The following is a 25,262-nucleotide window of genomic DNA, read 5'->3' as shown; positions in this document are numbered from 1 at the left end:
GGCTGTCCTTTTCCGTGCGGTTCGCCCGGACCATAGCCAAGGGGGGAAACGCCAAACCATCATTATTTCGAACGCAAATGTTAAGTTCTGCTTCACACCCCTTAACCAGACCTCGCTTGCCAGACGGCGCGTCACGGGGCTTTTTGCGGGCATCCGGCTTAGGCGTCAGGGGAGGGACGGCGTGCAGACCCGAAGCGAGACATCCGGTTCCAACGTGAGCCTGCCGCGGCGGGCCTGGGCGATCCGGCGCAACGCGCTGCTGATGGGAGAGGTGCAGGGGCAGGGCTATATCGGGCAGGCCCTGGGGGTCGCCGACGTTCTGGCGACCTCCTACTTCCACGCGATGACCTACCGCGCCGACGACCCGGAATGGGAGGGGCGCGACCGGTTCTACCTTTCGATCGGGCATTACGCCATCGCGCTCTATGCCGCGATGATCGAGGCCGGGATCCTGCCCGAGGAGGAGATCCCGACCTACGGGATGGATGACAGCCGGATGCCGATGTCGGGTATGGCCGCCTACACGCCGGGAATGGAGATCACCGGCGGCTCGCTGGGCCACGGGCTGGGCATCGCCGTAGGGGCGGCGCTGGGGCTGAAGCGGAAGAAGAACCCGGCCTTCGTCTACAACATGCTGTCGGATGGCGAGCTGGGCGAGGGCTCGACATGGGAGGCGGTGATGTCGGCGGTCCAGTGGAAGCTCGACAACCTGATCGCCATCGTCGACTTCAACAACCAGCAGGCGGACGGGCCGACGCGCGACGCGCTGGCCGTGGGGGCGGAGGCGCCGAAATGGGCGGCCTTCGGCTGGTACGCGCAGGAGGTGGACGGCAACGACCTCGAAGCTTTGGTCGAGGCGTTCGACAACGCCCGCACCCATGCCGAGGCCAAGCCGCGCGTCATCATCTGCAACACGAAGATGTGCAAGGGCGTGCCGTTCCTCGAAGCGCGGGAATCGAACCATTTCATCCGGGTCGAGGCGGATGAATGGGCCAAGGCGCTGGCCGTGCTGGACGAGGGGAAACCGCTGTGACCATACCCGCCCACTCCCGCCGCAAGTCGAAATACGAATCCCGGTCCGTGCCGGAGGGGGAGAAACTCGCCACCTCGGCGATGATCGCCTCGCTCGATTCCGAGGGGCGCGAGACGGTGGCGGCGCCCTTCGGCCATGCGCTGGTCGACCTGGCGAAGACGCGCGAGGATATCGTGGGCCTGTCGGCGGACCTGTCGAAATACACCGACCTGCATGTCTTTGCCCAGGCCCACCCCGACCGGTTCTACCAGATGGGCATGGCCGAAGCAGTGCTGATGTCGGCGGCGGCGGGGCTGGCGCGGGAGGGGTTCACGCCCTTTGCCACCACCTATGCCGTCTTCGCCTCGCGCCGGGCCTATGACTTCATCGCCATGGCGATCGCCGAGGAGAACCTGCCGGTCAAGATCTGCTGTGCGCTGCCAGGGCTGACGACGGGATACGGCCCCTCGCATCAGGCGACGGAGGATCTGGCGATCATGCGGGGGATGCCGAACCTGACGGTGATCGACCCCTGCGACGCGGTCGAGATCGACCAGGCGACGCGGGCCATCGCCGAGACGCCCGGGCCGGTCTACATGCGGCTACTGCGGGGGAAGGTGCCGGATGTGCTGGGCAGGTACGGGTACCGGTTCAAGTTGGGTCGCGCGCAGACCATTCGCGACGGGTCGGACGTGCTGTTCATCTCGTCGGGCTTCATGACCATGCGGGTGCTGGACGCGGCCGAGGCGCTGGCGCGCGACGGGGTGTCCTGCGCGGTGCTGCATTCGCCGACCATCAAGCCGCTCGATGCCGAGACCATCGTGGCCGAGGCCCGCAAGGGCGGGCGGCTGGTGGTGACGGCCGAGAACCATTCCGTGACCGGCGGTTTGGGGGAGGCCGTGGCGGGCGCGCTGATGCGGGCCGGGGTGCACGTGCCGTTCCGGCAGTTGGCGCTGCCCGACGAGTATCTCGACGCGGGCGCGCTACCGACATTGCATGAGCAGTACGGGCTGTCGGTCGTCAGCATCACCGCGCGCGTCAAGACATGGCTGGAGGAGTGAACATGCCGGGCACCGCGATCATCGGGCTGGGAAACATGGGGCAGGGGATGGCCCGCAACATCCTGAAGGCCGGGATCGGCCTGAAGGGGTTCGACCTGTCAGAGGGGGCGGTGGCGCGCTTCGCCGGGGACGGGGGGACGCCCTCGGCAAGCGTGGCGGAGGCGGCGGAGGGCTGCGACCTGCTGTTGGTGATGGTGCAGACCCCGGCGCAGGCGCAGGACGTGCTGTTCGGCGCCGGCGGGGCTGCGGCGGCGCTCGATCCCGGATCGACGGTGATGCTGTGCTCGACGGTGGCGCCCTCGGATGCACGGGCGCTCGGCACGGCGCTGGAGGAGGGCGGGCACCTGATGCTCGACGCGCCGGTGTCGGGCGGCATGAAGGGGGCCGAGGCCGGCACGCTGACGGTGATGGCCTCGGGCGCGGCGGAGGCATTCGAGCGGGCCGGCCCGGTGCTGGAGGCGGTGGCGAAGACGGTGCACCGGCTGGGCGACGCGCCGGGGATGGGGGCGACCTACAAGGTGGTGCATCAGCTTGCGGCGGGCGTGCACCTCGCCGCCGCGGCCGAGCTGCTGGCGCTGGGCGCGAAGGCGGGCTGCGACCCGCAGAAACTCTTCGAGATCGTCACCGGCTCTGCCGGGCAGAGCTGGATGCTCGAGGATCGCGGCCCCCGGATGATGCAGGCCGACCCGGCCTGCACCTCCTCGGTCGATATCTTCGTCAAGGACGTGGGGCTGGTGCTGCAGACGGGCCGCGAGAATGCCGTGCCCCTGCCGCTCGCCGCCGCCGCGCACCAGATGTTCCTCGGCGCCTCGGGGCTGGGCCACGGGGCCGAGGATGACAGCAAGGTGGTCCGCGCCTACGCGGCGCTGACCGGCAAGCAGGTGCACGAAAGCTGACCGGCCACGGGCCGCGGGACAGGAGGGACGGATGGGACTTCTCGACGGACAGACGGCGATCATCACCGGCGCGGCCAGCCCGCGGGGCCTGGGCAAGGCCACGGCGCGGCTCTTTGCCGAGCATGGCTGCCGCGTGGCGATCCTCGACCTCGACCTGGGCCAGGCAGAGGAGGCGGCGGCCGACCTCGGCGAAGGGCATATCGGGCTGGCCTGCGACGTGACCCGCCGGGCCGATTGCGACGCGGCGGCGGCCACGGTGATCGAGGCGTTCGGCCAGATCGACATCGTGGTGAACAACGCCGGCATCACCCAGCCGCTGAAGATCATGGATATCCGGCACGAGAATTACGACGCCGTGCTCGACGTGAACCTGCTGGGCACGCTGCACATGAGCCAGGCGGTGATCCCGCACATGCGGGGCCGGAAATCGGGCAAGCTGGTGAACATGTCGTCGGTCTCGGCCCAGCGGGGTGGCGGCATCTTCGGCGGCCCGCATTACTCGGCCGCCAAGGCCGGGGTGCTGGGGCTGACCAAGGCCATGGCGCGCGAGCTGGCGCCGGACGGCATACGCGCCAACGCCATCTGCCCGGGCTTCATCGCCACCGACATCACCCAAGGCAAGCTGACGCCCGAGATGAAGGAGCAGATCCTGGCCGGCATCCCGATGGGCCGGGCGGGCGAGGCGTCGGACGTGGCGGGCTGCGCGCTCTTCCTTGCGTCGGAGCTGTCGGCCTACGTGACCGGCTCGGAGGTGGACGTGAACGGCGGCTCGCTCATTCACTGAGGCGCGGCGCCTCAGGTTTGCCCGATGCGGCCCGAAGGCCGGTCCGCCTCGAGCGAGACATCCTCGATGAAAAGGCCATGCCGGTCGAGCACCGCGTGCAGCTCCGCCTCGTGCGCGGCGACCTGTTCGTCGAGCCAGCCGAGGAAGCGGCGCACCGCCCGGCGGTTGAGGTTCCGGGCCGGGCAGATCGCCCAGTAGGCCGGGAAGCGCAGAACGGGCAGGGACGGCGTGACCGGCACCAGCCGCCCCTCGGCCAGTTCGGGCAGCGCAAGCGCCAGCGATTCCAGCACGATGCCCGACCCGTCGAGCGCCAGTTGCAGCGCCATCGACGAGCGGTCCATCAGGATGGTCTTGCGGTTGGCCCCGGTCTCGACCCCGGTGTGCATCAGCCAGAAATCCCACTGGCAGAGGGCGCGGGCGCTGTCGATCAGCCGGGCCCTGTCGAAGCGCTCTCCCGGTGTGCCACTGCCGAGACCTTCGAGGTAGTCCGGGCTGCAGAGCGGCAGCACGTGGTCCTGCACCACCGCCTGCGCATGGTAGCCCGCCCATTGCCCGGTGCCGTAGCGGATATCGAGATCCATCACCTCGCGGTCGAAATCGGTGGGGTCGGGCGCGGCGTCGGCGCGCAGGTCCCAGTCGGGGTAGCGGGCGACGAAATCCGACAGGCGCGGACCCAGCCAGCGCACCCCGAAACTGGGCGAGACGCGTAGGTTGAGCCGGTAGGTCTCGCGCGTCTTGCCGAGGTGGCGGCGGGCGTCGCGCAGCATCCGCAGGGCGGTGGCCGAGGTCTGGAACAACTGCTCGCCTTCCAGCGTCAGGCTGAGAACCCGCCCCTCGCGACGGAAAAGCCGGACGCCAAGCTGCTGTTCCAGCAGCTTGATCTGCTGGCTGACCGCCGAGGGCGAGACCGACAGCTCCTCGGCCGCGCGGGTGATGGTGCCCCGCCGCGCCACGGTTTCGAAATAGAGGAACCCGTTGAGGTTGGGAGTGCGGGGCATGGCGCTCTCCGGCTCAGTCGGCGGCGACCGTCTCCTGCCGCTGGGTGCCGAGGCCTTCGACGGTCAACTCCATCACGTCGCCGGGTTTCAGGAAGCGCGGCGGCTTCATGCCCAGCCCCACGCCCGAGGGGGTGCCGGTGGCGATGATGTCGCCCGGCTGCAGCTTCATGAAGCGGCTCATGTAGGCGATGATCTCGGCCACGCCGAAGATCATGTCGTCGGTGCTGGAGTTCTGGACCACCTCGCCGTTGAGCGACAGGCTGAGGTCGAGCGCCTGCGGATCGGGCACCTCGTCGGCGGTGACGAGCCAGGGGCCGGTGGGGCCGAAGGTGGGGGCGGATTTGCCCTTGATCCACTGGCCGCCCCGCTCGGCCTGGAACTCGCGTTCCGAGACGTCGTTGATGACGCAGTAGCCTGCGACATGGGACAGCGCGTCGGCCTCGCTGACATAGAGCGTTTCGCGGCCGATGACGACGCCCAGCTCGACCTCCCAGTCGCCCTTGACCGAGTTGCGGGGGATGATGACGGGATCGTTCGGGCCGGAGAGCGCGGAGCTGGCCTTGGAGAAGAGGATCGGCTCCTTCGGCGGCTGGGCGCCAGTTTCGGCGGCGTGCTTGGCGTAGTTGAGGCCGATGCAGAAGAAGTTCGGCACCGAGGCCAGGCAGGCGCCGATCCGGCCGGGGTTTTCCACCACGGGCAGGCTGTCGAGGTCGAGGCCGCGGATCGCGTCGAGCGCCTCGAGGGAAACGCCGCTGCCGGCGAAATCACCGGCCTTGCCGGACAGGTCGCGCACCTGTCCCTCGCTGTCGAGAATGCCGGGCTTTTCCTGACCCTGCGGGCCGAAACGCAGTAATTTCATGAAGTTGTCTTCCCTCGCGCTGCTGGCCGCCGGTCAGGGGGCCGATGTGTTGTCGGGTTCGGGGGGCAGGTTTTCCTGCCCGTGTTCGAAGTAGTCGCGCACGTTTATCACGAGGTGTTCGAGGTGGCTATGCAGGTGGCGCTTGACCATCTCGACGTCGCGGTTGCACAGCCCCGTGGCGATGGCGTTGTGCTGTTCCAGCACCCGGTCGCGCGAGCGTTTGCGGCTGGCCGACAGGTAGCGCGCGCGCCAGAGCCGGGCGAGGATGGCGCCATGGGTTTCGGCAAGCACCCGGTTGTTGGCGGCCCGCACGATCGTCTTGTGAAACTCCATGTCGAGCTCGAACACGTCGACCATGTCGAGCTCGTCATAGAGCTGTTCCATGCGGCTCTGGGCCTCCACGATCTCGCGGATCTGCTCGTCGCTGGCGCGTTCCACGGCCAGTTCGCCGGACAGCATTTCGAGCGAGGTCAGCACCTCGATATTGTCCTCCACCTCGCGCAGGGTCGGCTGGGCGACGATCGGGCTGCGGGCGGGGCGGAGGATGACGAGCCCGTCCTGCGCGAGGATGCGAATCGCTTCGCGCATGGGCGTGCGGCTGACCCCCATCTCGGCCGCGTTGTCGCGTTCCTTGATCGAGGCCCCCGGCGCCAGCTTGCCGCGCAGGATGTCCCGTCGCAGCTGATTGGCGATCTGTTCTGCCAGAATTCCCTCGGCCATGCCGGCGCTCCACCTGATCCAGTCAAAAGTCTTATAACCCCTTGGAACGTAAGGCCAAGGGAGGCCAGTTCAATCACTTTAGCAGATTTGGTATACCAAAATTTGTTGATTGTCGAGGGAGCAGTCGGTAGCCTCCGCCTTGATGGTATACCATCTGTGGCGGCGTGCCAGAGGATGCGCGCCGTGAAACCGGTGCTGCCAAGGCATCGCCAAGGGAGGAGAGAAAAATGAAACGCACGAGTTTTCTGATGACGGCCGGTGTGGCGGCGCTGATGGCGGCGCAGGCCATGGCCGAGCCGGTCACGCTGCGGGTGCAGACGCATTACGCGACCGAGCACCCGACCGGCAAGCAACTGGCCGAATGGGCCGATGACATCAGCGTCATGTCGGGCGGCGATATCACGGTGGAGATGTTCTATTCGTCTTCTGTCGTCGCCTCGACAGAGACCTTCGACGCCGCGATCAACGGGATCATCGACTGCGACGCGACCAGCGGCGCCTACCAGACCGGCAAGAACCCCGCCTTCCAGTTCGTGGGCGACATCATGGGCGGCTACGAGACGCCGTGGCAGCAATATTCGTGGCTCTATTACGGCGGCGGCTACGATGCCGCGCAGGAGCTTTACAATGCCCAGAACATGCAGCTTGTCGGCTGGTCGATCTACGGTCAGGAATCGCTGTCCTCCTCGACGCCGATCGCCGGCATGGAGGATATGAAGGGCTGGAAGTTCCGCTCGCCGCCCGGCATGGAGACCGAGATCTTCGAGAAGCTCGGCGCCTCGCCCATCGTGATGGATTTCACCGAGATCTTCACCGCGCTGGAGACGGGGATCATCGACGGCGCGGATGCCTCGGGCCTCTACAACAACGTGGGCCTCGGTCTCTACGACATCGTCAAGCATGCCACCTACCCGGGCTTCCATTCGATGCCCTCGGACCACCTGGCCTGCAATCTGGACGTGTGGAACGGCCTGACCGACCAGCAGCGCCGGATCATCGACACCGCATGGCAGAAGGTGTCGTTCCAGATCGCGCTCTCCAACGGCAAGAACAACTCGGCCGCGGCATCGGAACTGCGCGAGCAGGGCGTGACGCTGCATGACTGGTCGGAAGAGGACCGGGCGGCGTTCCGCGAGGCGGCGCAGGAATCGTGGGAAGAGTGGGGTTCGCGCTCGCCCGAAGCGGCGGCGATTCTCGAAAGCCACAAGACCTATCTGCGGCAGCTCGGGCTGATCGACTGAGGCCGTGACCGGGGCGCCTGTCGCCCCCGGCGGGGGGCGGACCCGGAGCCGGGTTCGCCCCGACGGCGGAAAGCCCGCCCGGGTCGATTTGGTATACCAAAATTTGTTGATTATCGAAACGCCATTCGTTACCGTCACCAGAGATGGTATACCATCTCTGGCCGCGCGATCGAGGATGGGCGGCAGTGAAACAGACGGCGCAAAGTCGCCGCAAAGGGAGGAGAGAAGAATGAAATCCACGAACCTACTGATGACGGCGGGCGCGGTGGCGCTGACGGCCGCCTCGGCCATGGCCGAGCCGGTCACGCTGCGGGTGCAGACGCACTATGCCACAGAGCATCCGACCGGCAAGCAGCTGGCCGAATGGGCGGATGACGTGCAGGTCATGTCGGGCGGGGACATCACCGTCGAGATGTTCTATTCGTCCTCGGTCGTGGCCACGACCGAGACGTTCGATGCCGCCATCAACGGCATCCTGGATTGCGACGCCACCGGCGGCGCCTACCAGACCGGCAAGAACCCGGCCTTCCAGTTCGTGGGCGACATCATGGGCGGCTACGAAACCCCCTGGCAGCAGTATTCGTGGCTCTATTACGGCGGCGGCTACGACGCCGCGCAGGAGCTCTACAACGCGCAGAACATGCAGCTCATCGGCTGGTCGATCTACGGGCAGGAATCGCTCTCGTCGTCCAAGCCCATCGCCGGGATGGACGACCTCAAGGGCTGGAAATTCCGCTCTCCCCCGGGCATGGAAACCGAGATCTTCGAAAGCCTCGGCGCCTCGCCCATCGTGATGGATTTCACCGAGATCTTCACCGCGCTGGAGACCGGGATCATCGACGGGGCGGACGCCTCGGGCCTCTACAACAACGTCGGCCTCGGCCTCTACGACATCGTGAAACACGCCACCTATCCGGGCTTCCACTCGATGCCGTCGGACCACCTGGCCTGCAATCTGGACGTGTGGAACGACCTGACCGACCAGCAGCGCCGGATCATCGACACCGCGTGGCAGAAGGTCTCGTTCCAGATCGCGCTGTCGAACGGCAAGAACAACTCGGCCGCAGCGGCGGAGCTGCGTGAAAAGGGCGTCACCCTGCACGACTGGTCGGAAGAGGACCGGGCGGCCTTCCGCGAGGCGGCCCAGGCCGCGTGGGAAGACTGGGGCACCCGCTCGCCGGAAGCCGGGGCGATCCTGGAAAGCCACAAGACCTATCTCAAGCAGCTTGGCCTGATCGACTGAGGCCACAGGCGGGCCGCGTGCGGCCCGAAGACACGGATGCGCCCCCCGCCGGGCGCATCCGACCGGTGCGGCGCACAATCAACTGGGAATGACGGGGAGATCGCGCATGGAGAAGGAAAGCCTCTGGCTCGGGCCGCTGCGACAGCCGGTTCGCATGGCCATGCTGCTGTTCACCGGCATCGTCGTGCTGCTTTACATCTGGCTGGTGGCCAACGCCCTGATATCCGAAACCGCGCTCGGGATGCACGAGATGATCCGGCCGCACGGGCGACCCCTGGTCTGGGCGATGCTGCTGTCGATCACCGGCGCCGTGCTGTTCGCCGCGCTCTACCTGTCGGATTTCCACGGCGCGCTCGAGAACCGGCCGGGCGGGTTCTTCGATATCGTCTCGCTGATCACGTCGCGAATGGCGATGATCATGACCGCGCTGATCGTCCTCGTGATGTTCTACGAGGTGGTGTCGCGCTACGTGTTCTCGCGCCCGACGCTTTGGGCCAACGAGCTGTCGCTGTGGATCGCGGCGCTGGTCTTCCTCTTCGCGGGCCAATACGCCATGCAGCAGCGCAGCCATATCCGCATCTACGTGATCTATGACATCATGCCCCGCTGGGCACAGAAGGCATCCGACGTGCTGTCGGTGCTGCTGATCGTGGGCTTCACCTTCGCCCTTGTCTGGGGCAACTACGCCGACGCCCAACGCCGCTTCCTGCGGATGGAGACGTTCGGCACGGCCTGGGATCCGCCGATCCCCGGAACCATCAAGCCGGCGGTGCTGATCATCATCGTGCTGGTGGCGATACAGGCTGTGTCGAACCTCATCGCCGACTGGAACAAGGCGCCCGAGCATCACTCGCCGCTCGACGAGATCGACGAAACCGAGATCAAGCAAATCCGCGAAACGCTGGAGAAGAAGTAGATGGAATTCCTCGAGCTTTTCGCGTGGATGAAGGTCGACAGCATCGCCACCCTGTCGATCCTGCTTCTGGTCGGGATGTTCGCCCTGCTGGCCATCGGGATGCCGCTTGGCTTTGCCTCGGCCTTCCTTGCCGTGGCGGTCATCGTGATGAAATTCGGCCCCGAAGTGTCGTTCGGGCGGTTCGGCAGCGGGCCCATGTCGGTACTGGCACAGGCCGTCTACCGGCAGATGACGAATTACGTGCTGATATCGGTGCCGCTGTTCATCTTCATGGCCTCGCTGCTCGAACGTTCGGGCATCGCCAAGGACATGTACGAAGCGCTCAACCAGTGGCTCTCGCGGACCCGGGGCGGGATCGCCATCGTGACCTCGATCATGGCGGTGATCATGGCGGCCATGTCGGGGATCATCGGCGGCGAGGTGGTGCTGCTGGGGCTGATCGCGCTGCCACAGATGCTGCGGCTGGGCTACAACCAGAACCTCGCCATCGGGACGATCTGTGCCTCCGGCTCGCTGGGCACGATGATCCCGCCGTCGATCGTGCTGATCTTCTACGGGCTGGTGACCGAGACCTCGATCAAGGCGCTGTTTACCGCGTCCTTCCTGCCCGGCTTCATGCTGGCCTCGTTCTTCATCATCTACATCATCATCCGCACCAACCTGAACCCGTCTCTGGCGCCCCTGCCGGAAGAGGACCCGACCGCGCCCAAGGGGATGGAGAAGTTCCTGCGCTTCGTAGGCTTCCTGTCGCGCTTCGCGCTGTGGATCACCGGGTTCCTGCTGCTCCGGGCGGTGTTCTTCACGATCACCGGCGACAACCAGGTGCAGGAGGGGCTCGAGCCGATCGCGCTGGGGATGGTCTCGGACATCCCGTATATCGTGGGCGCCTTCGTCATCGCCGCCGCGCTGATCCTGTTCGTCGTGGGCCGCGAGCGGGCCGCGGAAGGCTGGCAGATGGGCAAGGGCCTGATCGCGCCGGTCATCGTCATCGGCGTGGTGCTGGGCTCGATCTACATGGGCATCACCGGCATCACCGAGGCCGCGGGCATGGGCGTGGTGGCGGTCTTCGTCATCGGGCTGATCCGGCGCGAGATGACCTTCGAGATCGTGTGGGACAGCCTGATGCGCACGCTGAAATCGACCGGCACGATCATCTGGGTCACCATCGGCGCGGCCTCGCTCGCCGCCGCTTACACACTGGCGGGCGGGCCGACCTACGTGGCCAACATGATCGTGGCGGCGGAACTGCCGACCATGGGCATCATCCTGGTGATGATGCTGATCTTCCTGATCATGGGCATGTTCATGGACTGGATCGGCATCGTGCTGCTGATCATGCCGGTCTTCCTGCCGATCGTGCTGAAGCTGCCGGTCGAACAGATCGGCGTGTTCGGAGAGTTGAACCCGCGCGACGTGGCGATCTGGTTCGGCGTGGTGTTCTGCATGAACATGCAGGTCAGTTTCCTGTCGCCGCCCTTCGGCCCGGCCGCGTTCTACCTCAAGTCGGTGGCGCCGCCGCATATCTCGCTGACGGCGATCTTCCGGGGGTTCCTGCCGTTCATCGTGCTGCAGCTTCTGGCGCTGTCCGTGCTGCTGATCTGGCCGCCCATCGTGACGCTGTTCCTCTAGGGCGGCCGGCCTGAAAGCTTTCCCGAAGGGGGCGGGCGGGCCCGCCCCTTTCCACGCCCTGACCAGCGCGCGGAGGCGCCATGCTTGACCAATCCCAGATAGACGCGTTCCACCGGGACGGGGTGATCGTGGTGCCCGACGTGCTGCCACCGCAGGTTCTGGCGGCGGTCCGGGCAGAGTATGCGCGGCTGCTCGACGGCCTCTACGAGGGCTGGCACCGCGAGGGGCGCGTTCCGACGCCCGAGGGGCGGGATTTCCAGGACAAGCTGCTGACCAGCTACAAGGCCGGCTGCGACTGGTTCCAGCCGATGGATATCTCGCTTCCGGGCGACGCGGTGACGCCCGAGACGCCCTTTCATTTCGGCCCGGCGGTGTTCGACATGATCACCTGCACGCGGCTTCTGGACCTCGTGGAAGGCCTGATCGGGCCCGAGATCACATCGAACCCGATCCAGCACGTGCGGCTGAAGCCGCCGGTGGGCGATCTGCACAAGGACGAGATCCGCGCGCATGTGGGCGGCACCGACTGGCACCAGGATCGCGGCGTGGGGCACGAGGAGGCCGACGGCACCACGATGGTGACGGTCTGGCTGGCGATCACCGACGCCACGGTCGAGAACGGCTGCCTGCAGGCGATCCCCGGCACGCCGCAAATGTACCCGCATTGCCCGAAGAAACAGACGGCGATTGCCGATGGCTGTCTCGATCTCTCGCAGGCGCGGCCGCTGCCGGTCAAGGCCGGCGGCGCGGTCATCTTCCACCCGCTGACGCCCCATGCCTCGCTCGACAACCGGTCGGACCGGTTCCGCTGGTCCTTCGACATCCGCTACAGCGTGACCGGCCAGCCCACCGGCCGCGCGCATTTCCCCGACTTCGTCGCCCGGTCCCGCGCCAATCCGGAGGCGGAGCTGCGCGACTGGCGGACATGGCGCGAGATGTGGCAGGCGGCGTGCGCCCGCCTGTCCGGCCAGCCGCACATCCCCATCCACCGCTGGCGCGCCGACAGCCCCTCCTGCGCCTGAGGTCAGCCATGCAGACCGTCCAACTGTCCGACGCCGACAACGTGGCCACCGCCATCACCCAGCTTGCCCCCGGCGAGGGCGGCGCCGCCGAGCTGATACCGCGCGGCCACAAGCTGGCCACCCGCCCCATCGCCCGCGGCGAGGCGGTGCGGAAATACGCCCAGGTCATCGGCTATGCCTCCACGGACATCCCCCAAGGCGCCCACGTACACACCCACAACCTCGAATTCCGCAATGTCGACACCGCCTACGAATTCTCCACCAACCTGACCCCCGCCACGCCCGCGACCACCACCGACACCTTCATGGGCTACCGCCGCGCCTCGGGCCGGGTCGGCACGCGCAACTACATCGCCGTCCTCACCTCGGTGAACTGCTCGGCCACCGCCGCGCGCATGATCGCCGACCACTTCACCCCCGAGCGGCTGGCGCCCTATCCCGATGTCGACGGCGTGGCCGCCTTCGTGCACGGCACCGGCTGCGGCATGGCCGGATCGGGCGAGGGGTTCGAGGCCCTGCAGCGGGTCATGTGGGGCTATGCCCGCAACCCCAACGTGGGCGGCGTGCTGATGGCCGGGCTGGGCTGCGAGACCAACCAGATCGACTGGCTGGTCGAGGCGTTCGGCCTGACGCCGGGGCCGCTCTTCCAGACCATGAACATCCAGGACGTGGGCGGCATCCGGAAGACCGTCGAGGCCGGCATAGCCAAGATCGAGGCGATGCTGCCCCTGGTCGACGAGGCCGAGCGCGAGCCGTGCCCGGCCTCGGAACTGATGGTCGCCCTGCAATGCGGCGGCTCGGACGCGTGGTCGGGCATCACCGCCAACCCGGCGGTCGGCCATGCCTGCGACCTGCTGGTCGCGCAGGGCGGCACCGGCGTGCTGGCCGAAACGCCCGAGATCTACGGGGCCGAACACCTGCTGACCGCGCGGGCGGCCAGCCGCGAGGTGGGCGAGAAGCTCATCGCCCTCATCCGCTGGTGGGAGGATTACACCGCCCGCAACCACGGCAGCATGGACAACAACCCCAGCCCCGGCAACAAGAAGGGCGGGCTGACCACCATCCTCGAAAAGTCGCTCGGCGCGGCGGCCAAGGGGGGCACGACGCCCCTCACCGGCGTCTACAAATATGCCGAGCCGGTGACGGCCAGGGGCTTCACCTTCATGGACAGCCCCGGCTACGATCCGGCCAGCGTGACGGGGCAGATTGCCAGCGGCTGCAACCTCGTGGTGTTCACCACCGGGCGCGGCTCGGCCTTCGGCTCCAAGCCCGCGCCGACGCTGAAGGTGGCGACCAACAGCCAGATGTACGAGCGGATGACCGAGGACATGGACGTGAATGCCGGCCGGATCCTGACCGAGGGCGCCAGCGTCGAGGAGGTCGGGCGCGAGATCTACGAGGCGTGGCTGCGGCTGGCCTCGGGCGAGGTGTCGAAATCCGAGGCGCAGGGGCTGGGCGATCATGAATTCGTGCCGTGGCAGATCGGCGCGGTGATGTAGGGCGCGCCGCCCCGCGCGGGCGGTGCCGGAACAGGGAGAGTGAGAGATGAGCAAACCGACGATCGGATTTATCGGGCTGGGCCTGATGGGCCGCGCCATGGTGGGATGCCTGCAGGATGCGGGTTACGAGGTAAGCGTGCTGGGCAACCGCGACCGGAGCGGGATCGAGGAGGCCGTGGCACGCGGCGGCCGCGAGGCCGGCTCGGCGCGGGAGATGGCCCAGGGCTGCGATATCGTGATGCTCTGCGTCGGCACGTCGGAGCAGGTCGAGCAACGGATCTACGGCGACGACGGCGTGCTGGCCGGGGCGAAGGACGGCCAGGTGGTGATCGACTTCGGCACCTCGCTGCCGTCCTCGACGCTGAAGATCGGGGCCGATCTGGCCGAAAAGGGCGCGGTCTATCTCGACGCGCCGCTGGGCCGCACGCCGGCCCATGCCAAGGATGGCCTCCTGAACATCATGTGCGCGGGTGACGAGGCCGCCTACAGCCGCGTCAAGCCGGTGCTCGACGTGCTGGGCGAGAATGTCTTCCATCTCGGCAAGCTGGGCAACGGGCACACGATCAAGCTGATCAACAACTTCTTCGCCATGACCACGGCGACCGCCATGTCCGAGGCCTTCGCCGCGGCGGATGCGGCCGGCATCGAGCGCGAGGCGCTGTTCGGCGTGATGTCCGCCGGGCCGCTCAAATCGGGGATGATGGAGTTCATCCGCAACTACGCCGTCGACGGCAAGATCGACCTTGCCTTTTCGGTTGCGAACGGCGCCAAGGACGTGGGCTATTACCGGCAGATGACGGCGGACCTCGGGCTGGAAAGCCGCATGTCGACCGCCGCCGACGCCACGCTGCGCGAGGCGCGGGATGGCGGCGATGGCGGGATCATGATCCCGGAAATGGTCGACTGGATGGGCAAGCATCTCGGGAGCGGACGATCATGAGGCTGAAAGGCAAGCGCGCCTTCATCACCGCCGCCGGGCAGGGCATCGGCCGCGCGAGCGCCGCGGCGATGGCCCGCGAGGGGGCGCACGTGATCGCGACCGACCTGAACGGCGACCTGCTGGCGGGGCTCGACGTGGCCGAGGCCTTTGCGCTCGACGCGCTGGACAAGGCCGCGCTGGTGAAGGCGGTGGGCGCTGCGGCGCCGGACATCCTCGTCAACTGCTCGGGCATCGTGCATTCGGGCACGGTGCTCGACGCCACGGACGACGAGTTCGACCTCGCCATGAACCTCAACGTGCGGGCGCATTTTCACGCGATCCAGGCGGCGGTGCCGGGGATGCTGGAACGCGAGGCGGGGGCCATCGTCAACATCGCCTCGGTCTGTTCCAGTATGCGGGGCCTGCCGAACCGGTTCATCTACGGCACGTCGAAGGGCGCCACGATCGGGCTGACCAAACAGGTCGCGGCCGATTACATCACGCGCGGCATCCGCTGCAACTGCATCGCGCCGGGCACGGTCGACAGCCCCTCGCTTCAGCAGCGGCTGAAGGACACGGGCGATTACGACGCGGCGATGAAGGCCTTCGTCGCCCGCCAGCCGATGGGAAGGCTGGGCGAGGCCGAGGAGATCGCCGACCTCGTGGTCTATCTCGCCAGTGACGAGACGCGCTACATGACCGGGCAATGCGTGGCCATCGACGGCGGGATGACGATGTGACCTCGAAGCGGATGACGATGTGAGCCTGCCGCAGCCAAGGGAAGAGCGCACCGCCGCGGGCGTGCTGACCATGTTCTTTGCCGTGGTCTTCTTCACCTGCATCGACAGCTCCGCCAAGTGGCTGACACTGGCGGGGATGCCGGTGCTGCAGGTGGTGTTCGCGCGGTATTGCGGGCATTTCGTCTACGCGACGCTGATCTACCTGCCGCAGGAAGGGCTGTCGGCGTTCCGGTCCCGGGCGCCGTTGAAGCAGCTCTTGCGGTCGAGCTTCCTGTTCGGCTCGACCGTCTGCAACTTCTTCGCGCTGCAATCGCTGCCGATCACGGTGACCACGACGATCATGTTCGCGGGGCCGATCGTCGTGACGCTGCTGGCCATTCCGATCCTTGGCGAAAAGGTCGGCCTGCGCCGGATCGCGGCGGTCTGTACCGGGTTCGTGGGCGTGCTGGTGGTGATGCAGCCATGGGGGGCCGAGTTCCACCCGGCGATGCTCTATTCGCTGGCGGCGCTGGTGATCGCCTCGCTCTACTTCATCATGACGCGGATGCTGGCGGGGGTCGAGACCAACGCCACACAGCAGGTCTGGTCGGCGGGGATCGCCTCGGTCGTGCTGGCGCCGTTCGCGGCCTCGGTCTGGGTCTGGCCCGAGGGGCGGACGGAATGGCTGGTGATGTTCCTGATCGGCGGGTTCGGAATGACCGGGCATATCTTGGCCACGACGGCTCATCGCTGGGCCGATGCGTCGATCCTCGCGCCGATGGTCTACAGCCAGATCTTCCTGGCGGCGGTGGCGGGCATCGTGGTGTTCGCCACGTGGCCCACGGTCTGGACGCTGGGCGGGGGCGTGATCATCATCGGCGCGGGTCTCTATATCTGGCACCGCGAGCGGCAGAAGGCGGGCGCGCTGCGCAAGTCGACGCGGGTGCCCTGAGCGCGGGCGTCGGCAGAAACACCGACGCAATACCGACAAAATACCGACGTTATACCGACGTTGGATTTCCTGCAAAACAAGGGGTGTCGGCGCCGAACGGGTCAGTCCTCGAAATGCCCCGCCTTGGCGAATTTTCCACCCTGGTAGATGACCTCAGGATCATTCGGATCCTGCGCCGGATCATCGGCGAAGAGGTGGGCAAACTGCGCCGAGCTGTCCTGCGGCTGCCAACCGAGATAGGCGGTTTCGGAATTGTCCCACCAGCTTTCCGCGTTGTCCGAAACCCCGTAAACTATGGGGCAACCGAGCCTCGGCACCTCCAGCATCACCCCGATCAGCCGCAGCATGTCGGCCGACGACATCCACGTCGCCAGCATCCGCCGGTCCTTCGGCTGCGGAAAGCACGACCCGATGCGCAGGATCAGCGTCTCGATGCCGTACTTGTCCCAATACATCCGCGCCAACGCCTCGCCATAGGCCTTGGACACGCCGTAATTGCTGTCCGGCCGGATGGGGGAGGAGGCGGTGAGCCTTGTTTCACGGGCATGAAAGCCGATCACGTGGTTGGAACTGGCGAAGAGGATGCGTTTCGCGCCTTCCTTGCGGGCGGCCTCGTAAAGGGAATAGGTGCCGTCGATATTGACCCGGTGGATGAGGTCGGCGCGGTTCTCGGTCGAGATGCCGCCGAAATGCAGGATGGCGTCGCAGCCCTTGACCATGGACCGGACGGCGTCGGCATCGGTCAGGTCGCAGGCGACGATTTCCTCGTGCGCGGCCGGTTCGCCGAGGTTGGCGACATCGGAAAGGCGCACGGTCTTTGCATACTCGGCCAGCCCTTCGCGGATCTGCTGGCCGATTATGCCGGCGGCGCCGGTCATGAGCAGACGGTCGGTCTTTCGCATGGGTTACCCCCGCCCGATATAGGGCATGTTGGTGGCCATCACGGTCATGAACTGTACATTGGCATCGAGCGGCAGGCTGGCCATGTGCAGGACGGAACTGGCCACCTGCGCCACGTCCATCACCGGCTCGACGGCGATGGAGCCGTCGGCCTGCGGCACGCCCTCGGTCATCTTGGCCGCCATCTCGGTGAGGGCGTTGCCGATGTCGATCTGGCCGCAGGCGATGTTGAAGGGGCGGCCGTCGAGGCTGATCGAGCGGGTGAGGCCGGTGATGGCGTGTTTCGAGGCGGTGTAGGGCGACGAGCCCCAGCGCGGCACGTAGGCCGAGACCGAGCCGTTGTTGATGATCCGGCCGCCCTGCGGGTCTTGCCGGCGCATGATGGCGAAGGCGGCGCGGGCGCAGATGAAACTGCCGGTCACGTTGATGTCGATGACCTTGCGGAACTCCTCGACCGGGATTTCGTCGATCGGGGCACCGGGGCGGCCGATGCCGGCATTGTTGAAGATCGCGTCGAGGTGGCCCCAGTCTTTCGCGGCACGGTCGAAGGCCGCCTCGACCTCCGCCTCGTCGGTGACGTCGCAGGGCAGAGTGAGGGCGTTCTCGTGCCCGTTCGCCGTCTCCTCCAGCGCCTCGGCGCGGCGGCCGACGAGCCCCACGCGCCAGCCGGCATCGAGAAAGGCATGGGCGGTGGCACGGCCCACGCCGCCGCCGCCGCCGGTGATGATGATGGTCTTGGACATGGCTTTCCTCCCGTTGGGCCGGGCGGCCGGGCCACCCTGCCGCGTGGTCTAGTGATTGTCCCTCGGCAGGTCGCGGCCGACCTTCTGATAGGCGGTGGCCAGTTCGAGACAGCCGCCATTGGCCAACTGGCCGACATGGGTACGGTAGATCTCCTGCCACGGCGTCTGGCTCTTGATCTCGGGCGCCTGCCACGCGTCGATCCGGGCCTGCCACTCGGCCTCGTCCACCAGCGCATCCATGCGCGAGGCGTTGAGGTCGAGCCGCACCATGTCGCCGGTTTTGAGGTAGGCCAGACCGCCGCCGACCACGCTTTCGGGCGAGGCGTTGAGGATCGAGGGGCTTTCCGAGGTGCCCGATTGGCGCCCGTCGCCCACGGTGGGCAGGTGGTGAATGCCTTGCCGGATGATCGCATCCGGGGGCTGCATGTTCACCACTTCCGCCGCACCCGGGTAGCCGACACAGCCGACACCGCGGATGAAGAGAATAGTGCGCTCGTCGATGCCAAGCCCGGCATCGTTGATCCGGTCGTGGTAATCCTCGGGCCCTTCGAAGACCACGGCGCGGGCCTCGAACACGTTCTCGTTGCCGGGTTCCGACAGGAACCGCTTGCGGAAATCGTCGGAGATCACGCTGGTCTTCATCAGGGCGGAGTCGAAGAGGTTGCCGGTCAGTACCTTGAAACCCGCGTTCCTGCGCAGGGGCGCGTCGTAGGTGGTGATGACGTTGTGGTCTGCGCTTTCGAGCCCGGCGAGGTTCGTACCCATGGTCTGCCCGGTGGCGGTCATCACCCCCTCGTGGATGCGGCCCGCGCGGACCAGTTCGGCCATCACCGCCGGTACGCCGCCCGCGCGGAAGAAGCTTTCTCCGAGGTACTCGCCGGCAGGCTGCATGTTGACCATGAGCGGCACGTCGAAGCCGATGGCTTCCCAGTCCTTCACGTCGAGGTCGACGCCGATATGGCGAGCGACGGCCTGAAGGTGGGGCGGGGCGTTGGTCGAGCCGCCGATGGCGGCGTTGACGATGATGGCGTTCTCGAAGGCCTCGCGCGTCATGATGTCGGACGGCTTGAGGTCTTCGTAGACCATGGCGACGATGCGCTTGCCGGTCTCGTAGGCCATGGCCATCCGTTCGCGGAAAGGCGCGGGAATCGCCGAGTTGCCGGTCAGCGACATGCCGAGCGCCTCGGCCATGGCGTTCATCGTGCTGGCGGTGCCCATGGTGTTGCAATGGCCGAGGCTGGGCGCGGAGGAGCAGACGCGGCTCAGGAACTCGTCGTAGTCGATCTCGCCCGCGGCCAGCAGGCGGCGGCTTTCCCAGACGATCATGCCCGAGCCCGCGCGCTTGCCCTTCCACCAGCCATCCAGCATCGGCCCGCCGTTGAGGGCGATGGCCGGCAGGTCGACCGTGGCCGCGCCCATCAGCATGGCGGGCGTGGTCTTGTCGCAGCCGGTGGTCAGCACCACGCCGTCGATCGGGTAGCCGTGCAGCACCTCGACAAGGCTGAGATATTGCAGGTTCCGGTCGAGCGCCGCGGTGGGCCGCTTGCCGGTTTCCTGGATCGGGTGGACGGGAAACTCCATCGGGATGCCGCCCGCTTCGCGGATGCCGGCCTTGATCCGGTCCATCAGGAAGACGTGGATCTTGTTGCATGGCGCAAGGTCGGAGCCGGTCTGGGCGATGCCGATGACGGGCTTGCCGGACTGAAGTTCCTCGCGGGTGAATTGCTGGTTCTGGTATCGCTCGAGATAGAGCGCGGTCATGCCCGGGTTGTTCGGGTTGTCGAACCATTCCTGCGACCGGAACTGCTTGTTCGCGCGTGTGTCAGACATCGAGCCAATCTCCCAATATTCCGTGTTCGCTGGCGTCGGGCGAACACGCCTCTTGTGACAGCATTCCCATTTGGTATACCAAATGCAAGGGCAAAGAAGCCTGATTTGAAAGGGATCCGACGGAATCTTTCGTCTTGTGGCGTCGGTTTGTCGGAAATGTCCGACGTCGTGCCGGAAACGGTTCGGCGATGGGCCGAGATGTGTCGGCGGAGCTGTGCGCCGATGCCTGCAACGTGGAGAGACGCCATGATCGAAGAGCCGCCCGTGTTGACCCTGCGCCGGAGTTTCCTGCGCCCCACCGCCGCCCAGATCGCCGCGTTCGAGGGCGTGCCGACCGGGTTCGTCTGCGATGCGATGGGCGGGCAGGGGGCGCTGAGTTCCGCCATCCAGCCGATCGGCGGCGGACGGGATATCGACTGTCGCGCCGTGGGCCCGGCGCTGGTGGCCGATAACGGGCCGGCGGAGATCCTCGCGACGATGGGCGCGCTGCATATCCTCGAGCCGGGCGATATCGTCGTGGCGGCGGTGCACGGGCACCGGAACTGTTCGGCGGCGGGTGACCAGTTTTGCGGGATGATGAAAAACAAGGGCGCGGCCGGGTTCGTGACCGATGGCGAGATGCGCGATTACGAGGGGATCGTCGAGGTCGGCCTGCCGGCGTGGTGTACCGGGCTGAGCCCGAATTCGCCCTATTCCAACGGGCCGGCGAGGGCAGGGTTCGGCGCCGTGATCGGCGGCGTGCGGGTCGAGAGCGGCGATTTGATCGTGGCCGACCGGAACGGCGTGGTCGTGGTGCCGCTGGCCGAGATCGACAGGGTGATCGAGCGGCTGGCGAAGGTGCAGGAGCTTGAAGGCGCGCTCGAGGCGAAGGTGCGGGACGGGTTCTGCCAGATGGCGGCCATCGAGGAGATGATCGCCGACGGCCGCGCGGTGATCGAGGACTAGGCCGTCATTCGATGGCAAAGGCGCTGCGCGCGCCGGCGGATTCCTGGGTGCGGAAGATCGAGCCGGTATCGGGCGCCGGGGGCAGGGGCATGGTGACGGGCACCTGTTCCAGCCGGGGTGTCAGGCAGGGTTTGCCGGTGATCGTGCGGTCCTGCAGGTCGTCCCAGAACCTGCGCTGGCCGAGAGCGTGGAAATAGGAATTCGCCCCCAGAAGCGGCCAGGCGTCGGCGCTGGCGCATTCGTAGAACAGGATCATCCGCGCCCGGTCGCTCTTGTTCGGGGCGGAGCCGTGCAGGAGGCGGGCGTGGTGGACCGTCATGCTGCCGGCCTTGCCGGTGAGGGTCACGGTTTTCTCGCGGTCGAAGGCCGGGTCGTCGGGGTCGATGGCGCCGGCGAAGACCCCGTTGGACGTATGGTCGAGCACCGGGCCGCGATGGGTGCCGGGGATCACCATCAGGGGGCCGTTGGCCTCGTCCACGTCTTCCAGCATCAGGCCGAAGGCGAGCAGGTCGTCATTGGTGTGCGGGTAGAAGGCCCAGTCCTGGTGCCATTCGACTGCCCGCCCGCCGCCGGGCGCCTTGGTGTTGAGCTTGGAGGTCAGGATCGTGGTGTCGGGGCCGAGCAGGTCGTTGAGCACCTGCGTCATGGCGGAGTTGCGCAGCACCTCCCAGAAATACGGGTCCTGCTTGTGGGGAATCTTGATGCGGGTCAGGCGGGGGCTGTCGGGGCCGTGCCCCTTGTCGAGGTCGTAGACATCGTCGCTTTCGCGGACGGTGCGAGAGGCGTCGATCAGCCTCGCGGTGATGGCGCGCAGGCGGTCGAGCTGATCGGGCGCGACCGCGTTCTCGATCATCAGGTAGCCGTTCTCGGCGTAGAAGTCCCGTTGCGCGTCGCTCAGCATCGTGTCGCCCTCCCTCAGCGGCCCTTCTTCACTTCCGCATCCATGTCGAGCCCGTTCAGCCGGCCCACGTGATCCGACAGCATCGGCACGTAATCCTGCCCGGCGCCCACGGCCTCGGCATGGGTGAAGTAGTGTTTCGCGGCGGCGGCCATCACGTTCATCACGCCGGCATCGGTGGCCATGGCGTTCACGTAGCGGATGTCCTTGGACATATTGGCGATGGTGAACTTGTGGGCGTCGCGGTCGCGCTCGCAGACATAGGTCATGAAGGTGCCGAAGAAGCCGCTGCCGAGGCGGCTGGGGCCGATCACGTCTCGGAAGGTGTGGGGCGAGATGCCGACCTTGGCGCCGAGGGCGGCGGTTTCGGAATAGAGCGCCGCGTAGGCCGCGCCGAGGAAGTTCATCAAGAGTTTCATCTTGTGGCCCGAGCCGGTGGGCCCGATGCGGGTGATGGTGCCGGCCCAGCAGTCGATGACCGGCGAGACGGTGGCGAAATCACCCTCGTCACAGCCGACCATGGCGTCGAGCTTGCCCTCCTCGGCCTCCTTGGGGGTGCGGCCGAGGGGCGCGTCGACCATCTTCACGCCCTGTTCCGCCATCTCGGCGGCGAGCGCCATGGTCGAGACCGGGTCGGCGGTGGTGGTGTCGATGACGATCAGCCCTTTCCGCGCGCCGGCAAGGATGCCGTCGGGCCCGCGGATCACCGCCTCGACCTGGGGCGAGTTGGAGAGGCAAATGTGGATGATGTCGCAGTTTTCGGCCATCTCCATGGGGCTGGAGGCTTCCTTCGCGCCCTTGCTGACAAGGCTGTCGACCGGCTCGCGGTTCTTGTTGCCCTTGATCCAGAGATCGTAGCCGCCCTTCAGGATGTTGCTGGCCATGCCGTGGCCCATCAGGCCCACGCCGATGAAACCGATGACGGGTTTGTCGCTCATGTTCTCCTCCCTTAAAGGCTGGCCGTGATACCGCCGTCGACGAACAGCGTGTGACCGTTGACGAAGCTCGCCGCGTCGGAGGCGAGGAAGACGCAGGCGCCGACCAGTTCCTCGACCTTGCCCCAGCGGCCCGCGGGGGTGCGTTTCTCGAGCCACGTGGTGAAATCCGGGTCGGCGACGAGGGCGGCATTGAGCGGCGTGTCGAAATAGCCCGGCGCGATGGCGTTGCAGTTGAGCCCGTGCTTCGCCCAGTCGGTCGCCATGCCCTTGGTCAGGTTGGTGACGGCCCCCTTGGAGGCGGTGTAGGGCGCGATGCCGGGGCGGGCGAGCTGGCTTTGCACGCTGGCGATGTTGATGATCCGGCCCGATTGCCGGTCGATCATGTGGCGGGCGGCGGCCTGGCCCACGTAGAAGACCGAATTGACGTTGGTGCGCATCAGGCGGTCGAAATCCTCGGGCGGGAAATCTTCCAGGGGCGTGCGGTGCTGCATCCCGGCGTTGTTGACGAGGATGTGGATCGGGCCGGTATCCGCTTCGTAGCGGTCGATGGCGTCACGGGCGGCGGTGGCGTCGGTCACGTCGAAGGGCAGGGTTTCGACCTCGGCGCCCTCGGCGCGCAGGTTCTCCGCCGCCTCCTTCAACCGGTCGGCATTGCGGGCGTTCAGCACCAGCCGCGCCCCGGCCTGAGCCAGCCCGCGCGCCAGGGCGAACCCGATGCCCATGGAAGAGCCGGTGACGAGGGCCGTGCGGCCCGTCAGATCGAACAGTTGCATTCATCCTCCCTGCGGCGCCCGAAAGGGAAATTCGCATTCCCGGTCGAACGCGCCTTGAACAAATGGTATACCATTTTTATAACGATGCAAGCGGAACCCCGGGGAGGACGGTCTGCGATGACAGCGCTCTATGCCCATGCGGCGAAAGACCTGCGCGTTGAGGCGTGCGAGGCGGCCGACCCCGAGCCGGGGCAGGTGCGCGTGCGGGTGAGCCGCGGGGGAATTTGCGGGTCGGACCTGCATTATTTCCATCATGGCGGGTTCGACACGGTCAGGCTGCGGGAGCCGATGATTCTCGGGCACGAGGTGGCGGGGGTTGTCGAGGCGTTGGGTGAGGGGGTCGAGGGATTCGACCTTGGTGATCTGGTCGCGGTGTCGCCCTCGCGGCCCTGCGGCAGTTGCGGCGAATGCCTGCGGGGGCTGCCGAACCATTGCCTGAACATGCGGTTCTACGGCTCGGCCATGCCGTTTCCCCATGTGCAGGGCGCCTTTCGCGAAGTGCTGGTGGCCGAGGCGGCGCAATGCGTGCCGGCCCACGGGCTGACCCCGGCCGAGGCGGCGATGGCGGAGCCGTTGTCGGTGGCGCTGCACGCGGTGCGCCGGGCGGGGGAGATGCTGGGGCGCCGGGTTCTGGTGACGGGCTGCGGGCCGATCGGGGTGCTGGTCATCCTGGCCGCGCGGCGGGCCGGGGCGGCGGAGATCATCGCCACCGATATCGCCGAGAACGGGCTGGCCTTCGCCCGGGCGGCGGGGGCGGATCTGGCCTTGGATACGTCGAAAGACCCCGAGGCGCTGGCGCCGTATGCGGGGGGAAAGGGCTGCCTTGATGTGCTGTTCGAATGCTCCGGAGCCGAGGCCGCGCTGGCCAGCGGGATCGCGGCGCTTCGGCCGCGGGGGCAGGTGGTGCAACTGGGCCTGTCGGGCGACATGCGCCTGCCGATGATGCAGATCACGGCGAAGGAGCTGTCGCTCAATGGCTCGTTCCGGTTTCACGAGGAATTCGCGGTGGCGGTGGAGCTGATGCGCAAGGGGCTGATCGACGTGGCGCCGTTGATCACCCACAGCTTTCCGCTGGGCGAGTTCGAGGCGGCCTTCGCCACCGCGTCTGACCGGGCGCAGGCGATGAAGGTGCAACTGGATTTCACCTCATGCTGACATTCGCCGCCGCCGTCTTCTTCCTGATCATCACGCCGGGGCCCGGGGTGATGACCACGGCGGGGTTCGGGGCGGCCTACGGGTTCAATGCCTCGCTGCGCTACGTGCTGGGGCTGTTCATCGGCACCAACCTGGTGATGCTGGCGGTGATGACGGGGCTGGCGGCGGTAATCCTGTCGGTGCCGTGGTTGCGGACCGTGCTGATGTTCGCGTCGGTGGCCTACCTGCTGTACCTCGCCGGTCGCATCGCCTTTGCCGGGGCGAAGGTGGCGTTCATGGAGGCGAAATCGCCCCCCGGCGTGGTGGGCGGGCTGATGCTGCAGGCGATCAACCCGAAGGCCTATGCGGTGAACACCTCGCTGATCACGGGGTTCGACTATGCGCCCGACGCGTTCCTGTTCGAGATGGTCAGCAAGGCGCTGATCATGAACCTCATCTGGATTCCCATCCACCTTGCGTGGCTCTGGGCCGGGGTGTCGCTGCACCGGCTCAACCTGTCGGACCGCACGCAGCGGACGATCAACATCCTGATGGCGCTGTCGATGCTTGGGGTGGTGGCGCTGGCGCTTTGGTCTGCCTCGCGGGGTGGGGAGTGAAGGCGCAGGACATG

General features: G+C 66.9%; 25 protein-coding genes. 16 read left to right on the top strand and 9 right to left on the bottom strand.

The genetic code is table 11. From position 1 onward, the window contains the following. Positions 1–262: 262 nt before the first annotated feature. The 4 genes from RLN94_RS20350 to RLN94_RS20335 are packed head-to-tail and all read left to right on the top strand — an operon-like array spanning position 263 to position 3,753. Complete coding sequence (locus tag RLN94_RS20350; RefSeq protein ID WP_350128150.1) at positions 263–1,033, top strand: transketolase; 771 nt, start codon at positions 263–265, stop codon at positions 1,031–1,033. Then, positions 1,030–2,073: a transketolase family protein gene (locus tag RLN94_RS20345; protein WP_350128032.1), complete on the top strand. Its 1,044-nt coding sequence runs from the start codon at positions 1,030–1,032 to the stop codon at positions 2,071–2,073. The genes RLN94_RS20350 and RLN94_RS20345 overlap by 4 nt, the downstream gene beginning before the upstream one ends. Before the next feature lie 2 nt (positions 2,074–2,075). Beyond that, the gene (locus RLN94_RS20340) at positions 2,076–2,969 is read left to right on the top strand and encodes an NAD(P)-dependent oxidoreductase (protein WP_350128035.1); all 894 of its coding nucleotides are present in this window, start codon (positions 2,076–2,078) and stop codon (positions 2,967–2,969) included. Positions 2,970–3,000: 31 nt separating this feature from the next. Then, a complete protein-coding gene (locus RLN94_RS20335) occupies positions 3,001–3,753 on the top strand; it encodes an SDR family NAD(P)-dependent oxidoreductase (RefSeq protein WP_350128037.1) in 753 nt (250 codons plus the stop codon). An 11-nt stretch (positions 3,754–3,764) separates the two neighbouring features. Here RLN94_RS20335 and RLN94_RS20330 read toward each other — a convergent pair whose 3' ends face one another. The 3 genes from RLN94_RS20330 to RLN94_RS20320 are packed head-to-tail and all read right to left on the bottom strand — an operon-like array spanning position 3,765 to position 6,330. Further along, a complete protein-coding gene (locus RLN94_RS20330; RefSeq protein ID WP_350128040.1) occupies positions 3,765–4,751 on the bottom strand; it encodes a LysR substrate-binding domain-containing protein in 987 nt (328 codons plus the stop codon). 13 nt (positions 4,752–4,764) lie between these two features. After that, positions 4,765–5,610, bottom strand: coding sequence for a fumarylacetoacetate hydrolase family protein (locus tag RLN94_RS20325; protein ID WP_350128043.1), 846 nt, complete (start codon positions 5,608–5,610; stop codon positions 4,765–4,767). 33 nt (positions 5,611–5,643) lie between these two features. Continuing rightward, positions 5,644–6,330, bottom strand: coding sequence for a GntR family transcriptional regulator (locus RLN94_RS20320; protein ID WP_350128046.1), 687 nt, complete (start codon positions 6,328–6,330; stop codon positions 5,644–5,646). Between the two features lie 227 nt (positions 6,331–6,557). Between RLN94_RS20320 and RLN94_RS20315 the strand changes: the two genes are divergently transcribed. The 9 genes from RLN94_RS20315 (at position 6,558) to RLN94_RS20275 (ending at position 16,470) form a co-directional block, all read left to right on the top strand. After that, on the top strand, positions 6,558–7,571 hold the full coding sequence (locus RLN94_RS20315) for a TRAP transporter substrate-binding protein (RefSeq protein ID WP_350128049.1): 1,014 nt from the start codon (positions 6,558–6,560) through the stop codon (positions 7,569–7,571). Between the two features lie 229 nt (positions 7,572–7,800). Beyond that, complete coding sequence (locus RLN94_RS20310) at positions 7,801–8,814, top strand: TRAP transporter substrate-binding protein (RefSeq protein ID WP_350128052.1); 1,014 nt, start codon at positions 7,801–7,803, stop codon at positions 8,812–8,814. A 106-nt stretch (positions 8,815–8,920) separates the two neighbouring features. Next, positions 8,921–9,730, top strand: coding sequence for a TRAP transporter small permease subunit (locus RLN94_RS20305; protein ID WP_350128056.1), 810 nt, complete (start codon positions 8,921–8,923; stop codon positions 9,728–9,730). After that, entirely contained in the window at positions 9,731–11,359 is a 1,629-nt protein-coding gene (locus RLN94_RS20300; protein WP_350128059.1) for a TRAP transporter large permease, read from the top strand. It begins immediately after the preceding gene. Positions 11,360–11,439: 80 nt separating this feature from the next. Further along, positions 11,440–12,381, top strand: coding sequence for a phytanoyl-CoA dioxygenase family protein (locus RLN94_RS20295; protein ID WP_350128062.1), 942 nt, complete (start codon positions 11,440–11,442; stop codon positions 12,379–12,381). Positions 12,382–12,389: 8 nt separating this feature from the next. Then, complete coding sequence (locus RLN94_RS20290; RefSeq protein ID WP_350128065.1) at positions 12,390–13,880, top strand: UxaA family hydrolase; 1,491 nt, start codon at positions 12,390–12,392, stop codon at positions 13,878–13,880. Positions 13,881–13,926: 46 nt separating this feature from the next. After that, the gene (locus RLN94_RS20285) at positions 13,927–14,820 is read left to right on the top strand and encodes an NAD(P)-dependent oxidoreductase (protein WP_350128068.1); all 894 of its coding nucleotides are present in this window, start codon (positions 13,927–13,929) and stop codon (positions 14,818–14,820) included. Beyond that, on the top strand, positions 14,817–15,539 hold the full coding sequence (locus tag RLN94_RS20280) for an SDR family oxidoreductase (RefSeq protein WP_350128071.1): 723 nt from the start codon (positions 14,817–14,819) through the stop codon (positions 15,537–15,539). Before RLN94_RS20285 ends, RLN94_RS20280 begins: the two co-directional genes overlap by 4 nt. Before the next feature lie 19 nt (positions 15,540–15,558). Further along, entirely contained in the window at positions 15,559–16,470 is a 912-nt protein-coding gene (locus tag RLN94_RS20275; protein ID WP_350128074.1) for a DMT family transporter, read from the top strand. 101 nt (positions 16,471–16,571) lie between these two features. Here the strand turns inward: RLN94_RS20275 and RLN94_RS20270 are convergent, their stop codons facing one another. The 3 genes from RLN94_RS20270 to RLN94_RS20260 are packed head-to-tail and all read right to left on the bottom strand — an operon-like array spanning position 16,572 to position 19,943. After that, a complete protein-coding gene (locus tag RLN94_RS20270; protein WP_350128077.1) occupies positions 16,572–17,372 on the bottom strand; it encodes an NAD-dependent epimerase/dehydratase family protein in 801 nt (266 codons plus the stop codon). A 3-nt stretch (positions 17,373–17,375) separates the two neighbouring features. Beyond that, entirely contained in the window at positions 17,376–18,113 is a 738-nt protein-coding gene (locus tag RLN94_RS20265; RefSeq protein ID WP_350128080.1) for an SDR family oxidoreductase, read from the bottom strand. 48 nt (positions 18,114–18,161) lie between these two features. Continuing rightward, positions 18,162–19,943: an IlvD/Edd family dehydratase gene (locus tag RLN94_RS20260; RefSeq protein ID WP_350128083.1), complete on the bottom strand. Its 1,782-nt coding sequence runs from the start codon at positions 19,941–19,943 to the stop codon at positions 18,162–18,164. 246 nt (positions 19,944–20,189) lie between these two features. On the opposite strand from RLN94_RS20260, the gene RLN94_RS20255 reads away from it, so the two are divergent. Further along, positions 20,190–20,888 (top strand): RraA family protein, encoded by a 699-nt coding sequence (locus RLN94_RS20255; RefSeq protein WP_350128086.1) that lies wholly within the window; start codon positions 20,190–20,192, stop codon positions 20,886–20,888. A gap of 4 nt (positions 20,889–20,892) precedes the next feature. On the opposite strand, the gene RLN94_RS20250 is transcribed toward RLN94_RS20255, so the two are convergent. The 3 genes from RLN94_RS20250 to RLN94_RS20240 are packed head-to-tail and all read right to left on the bottom strand — an operon-like array spanning position 20,893 to position 23,497. Then, positions 20,893–21,789 carry a phytanoyl-CoA dioxygenase family protein gene (locus RLN94_RS20250; protein ID WP_350128089.1) on the bottom strand — a complete coding sequence of 299 codons (897 nt, stop codon included), beginning with the start codon at positions 21,787–21,789 and terminating at the stop codon, positions 20,893–20,895. 14 nt (positions 21,790–21,803) lie between these two features. Beyond that, positions 21,804–22,724 carry an NAD(P)-dependent oxidoreductase gene (locus RLN94_RS20245; RefSeq protein WP_350128093.1) on the bottom strand — a complete coding sequence of 307 codons (921 nt, stop codon included), beginning with the start codon at positions 22,722–22,724 and terminating at the stop codon, positions 21,804–21,806. A gap of 11 nt (positions 22,725–22,735) precedes the next feature. Beyond that, positions 22,736–23,497 carry an SDR family oxidoreductase gene (locus RLN94_RS20240; RefSeq protein WP_350128096.1) on the bottom strand — a complete coding sequence of 254 codons (762 nt, stop codon included), beginning with the start codon at positions 23,495–23,497 and terminating at the stop codon, positions 22,736–22,738. Between the two features lie 117 nt (positions 23,498–23,614). Between RLN94_RS20240 and RLN94_RS20235 the strand changes: the two genes are divergently transcribed. Beyond that, on the top strand, positions 23,615–24,652 hold the full coding sequence (locus tag RLN94_RS20235; RefSeq protein ID WP_350128099.1) for an L-idonate 5-dehydrogenase: 1,038 nt from the start codon (positions 23,615–23,617) through the stop codon (positions 24,650–24,652). Then, positions 24,646–25,248, top strand: a complete 603-nt coding sequence (locus RLN94_RS20230) for a LysE family translocator (RefSeq protein ID WP_350128102.1) — start codon at positions 24,646–24,648, stop codon at positions 25,246–25,248. Before RLN94_RS20235 ends, RLN94_RS20230 begins: the two co-directional genes overlap by 7 nt. The last annotated feature ends 14 nt before the right edge of the window (positions 25,249–25,262 follow it).

The sequence above is a fragment of the Roseovarius sp. genome, assembly GCF_040223625.1.
Lineage (GTDB): Bacteria > Pseudomonadota > Alphaproteobacteria > Rhodobacterales > Rhodobacteraceae > Roseovarius.
This window is presented reverse-complemented; position numbering and strand designations above follow the sequence as displayed.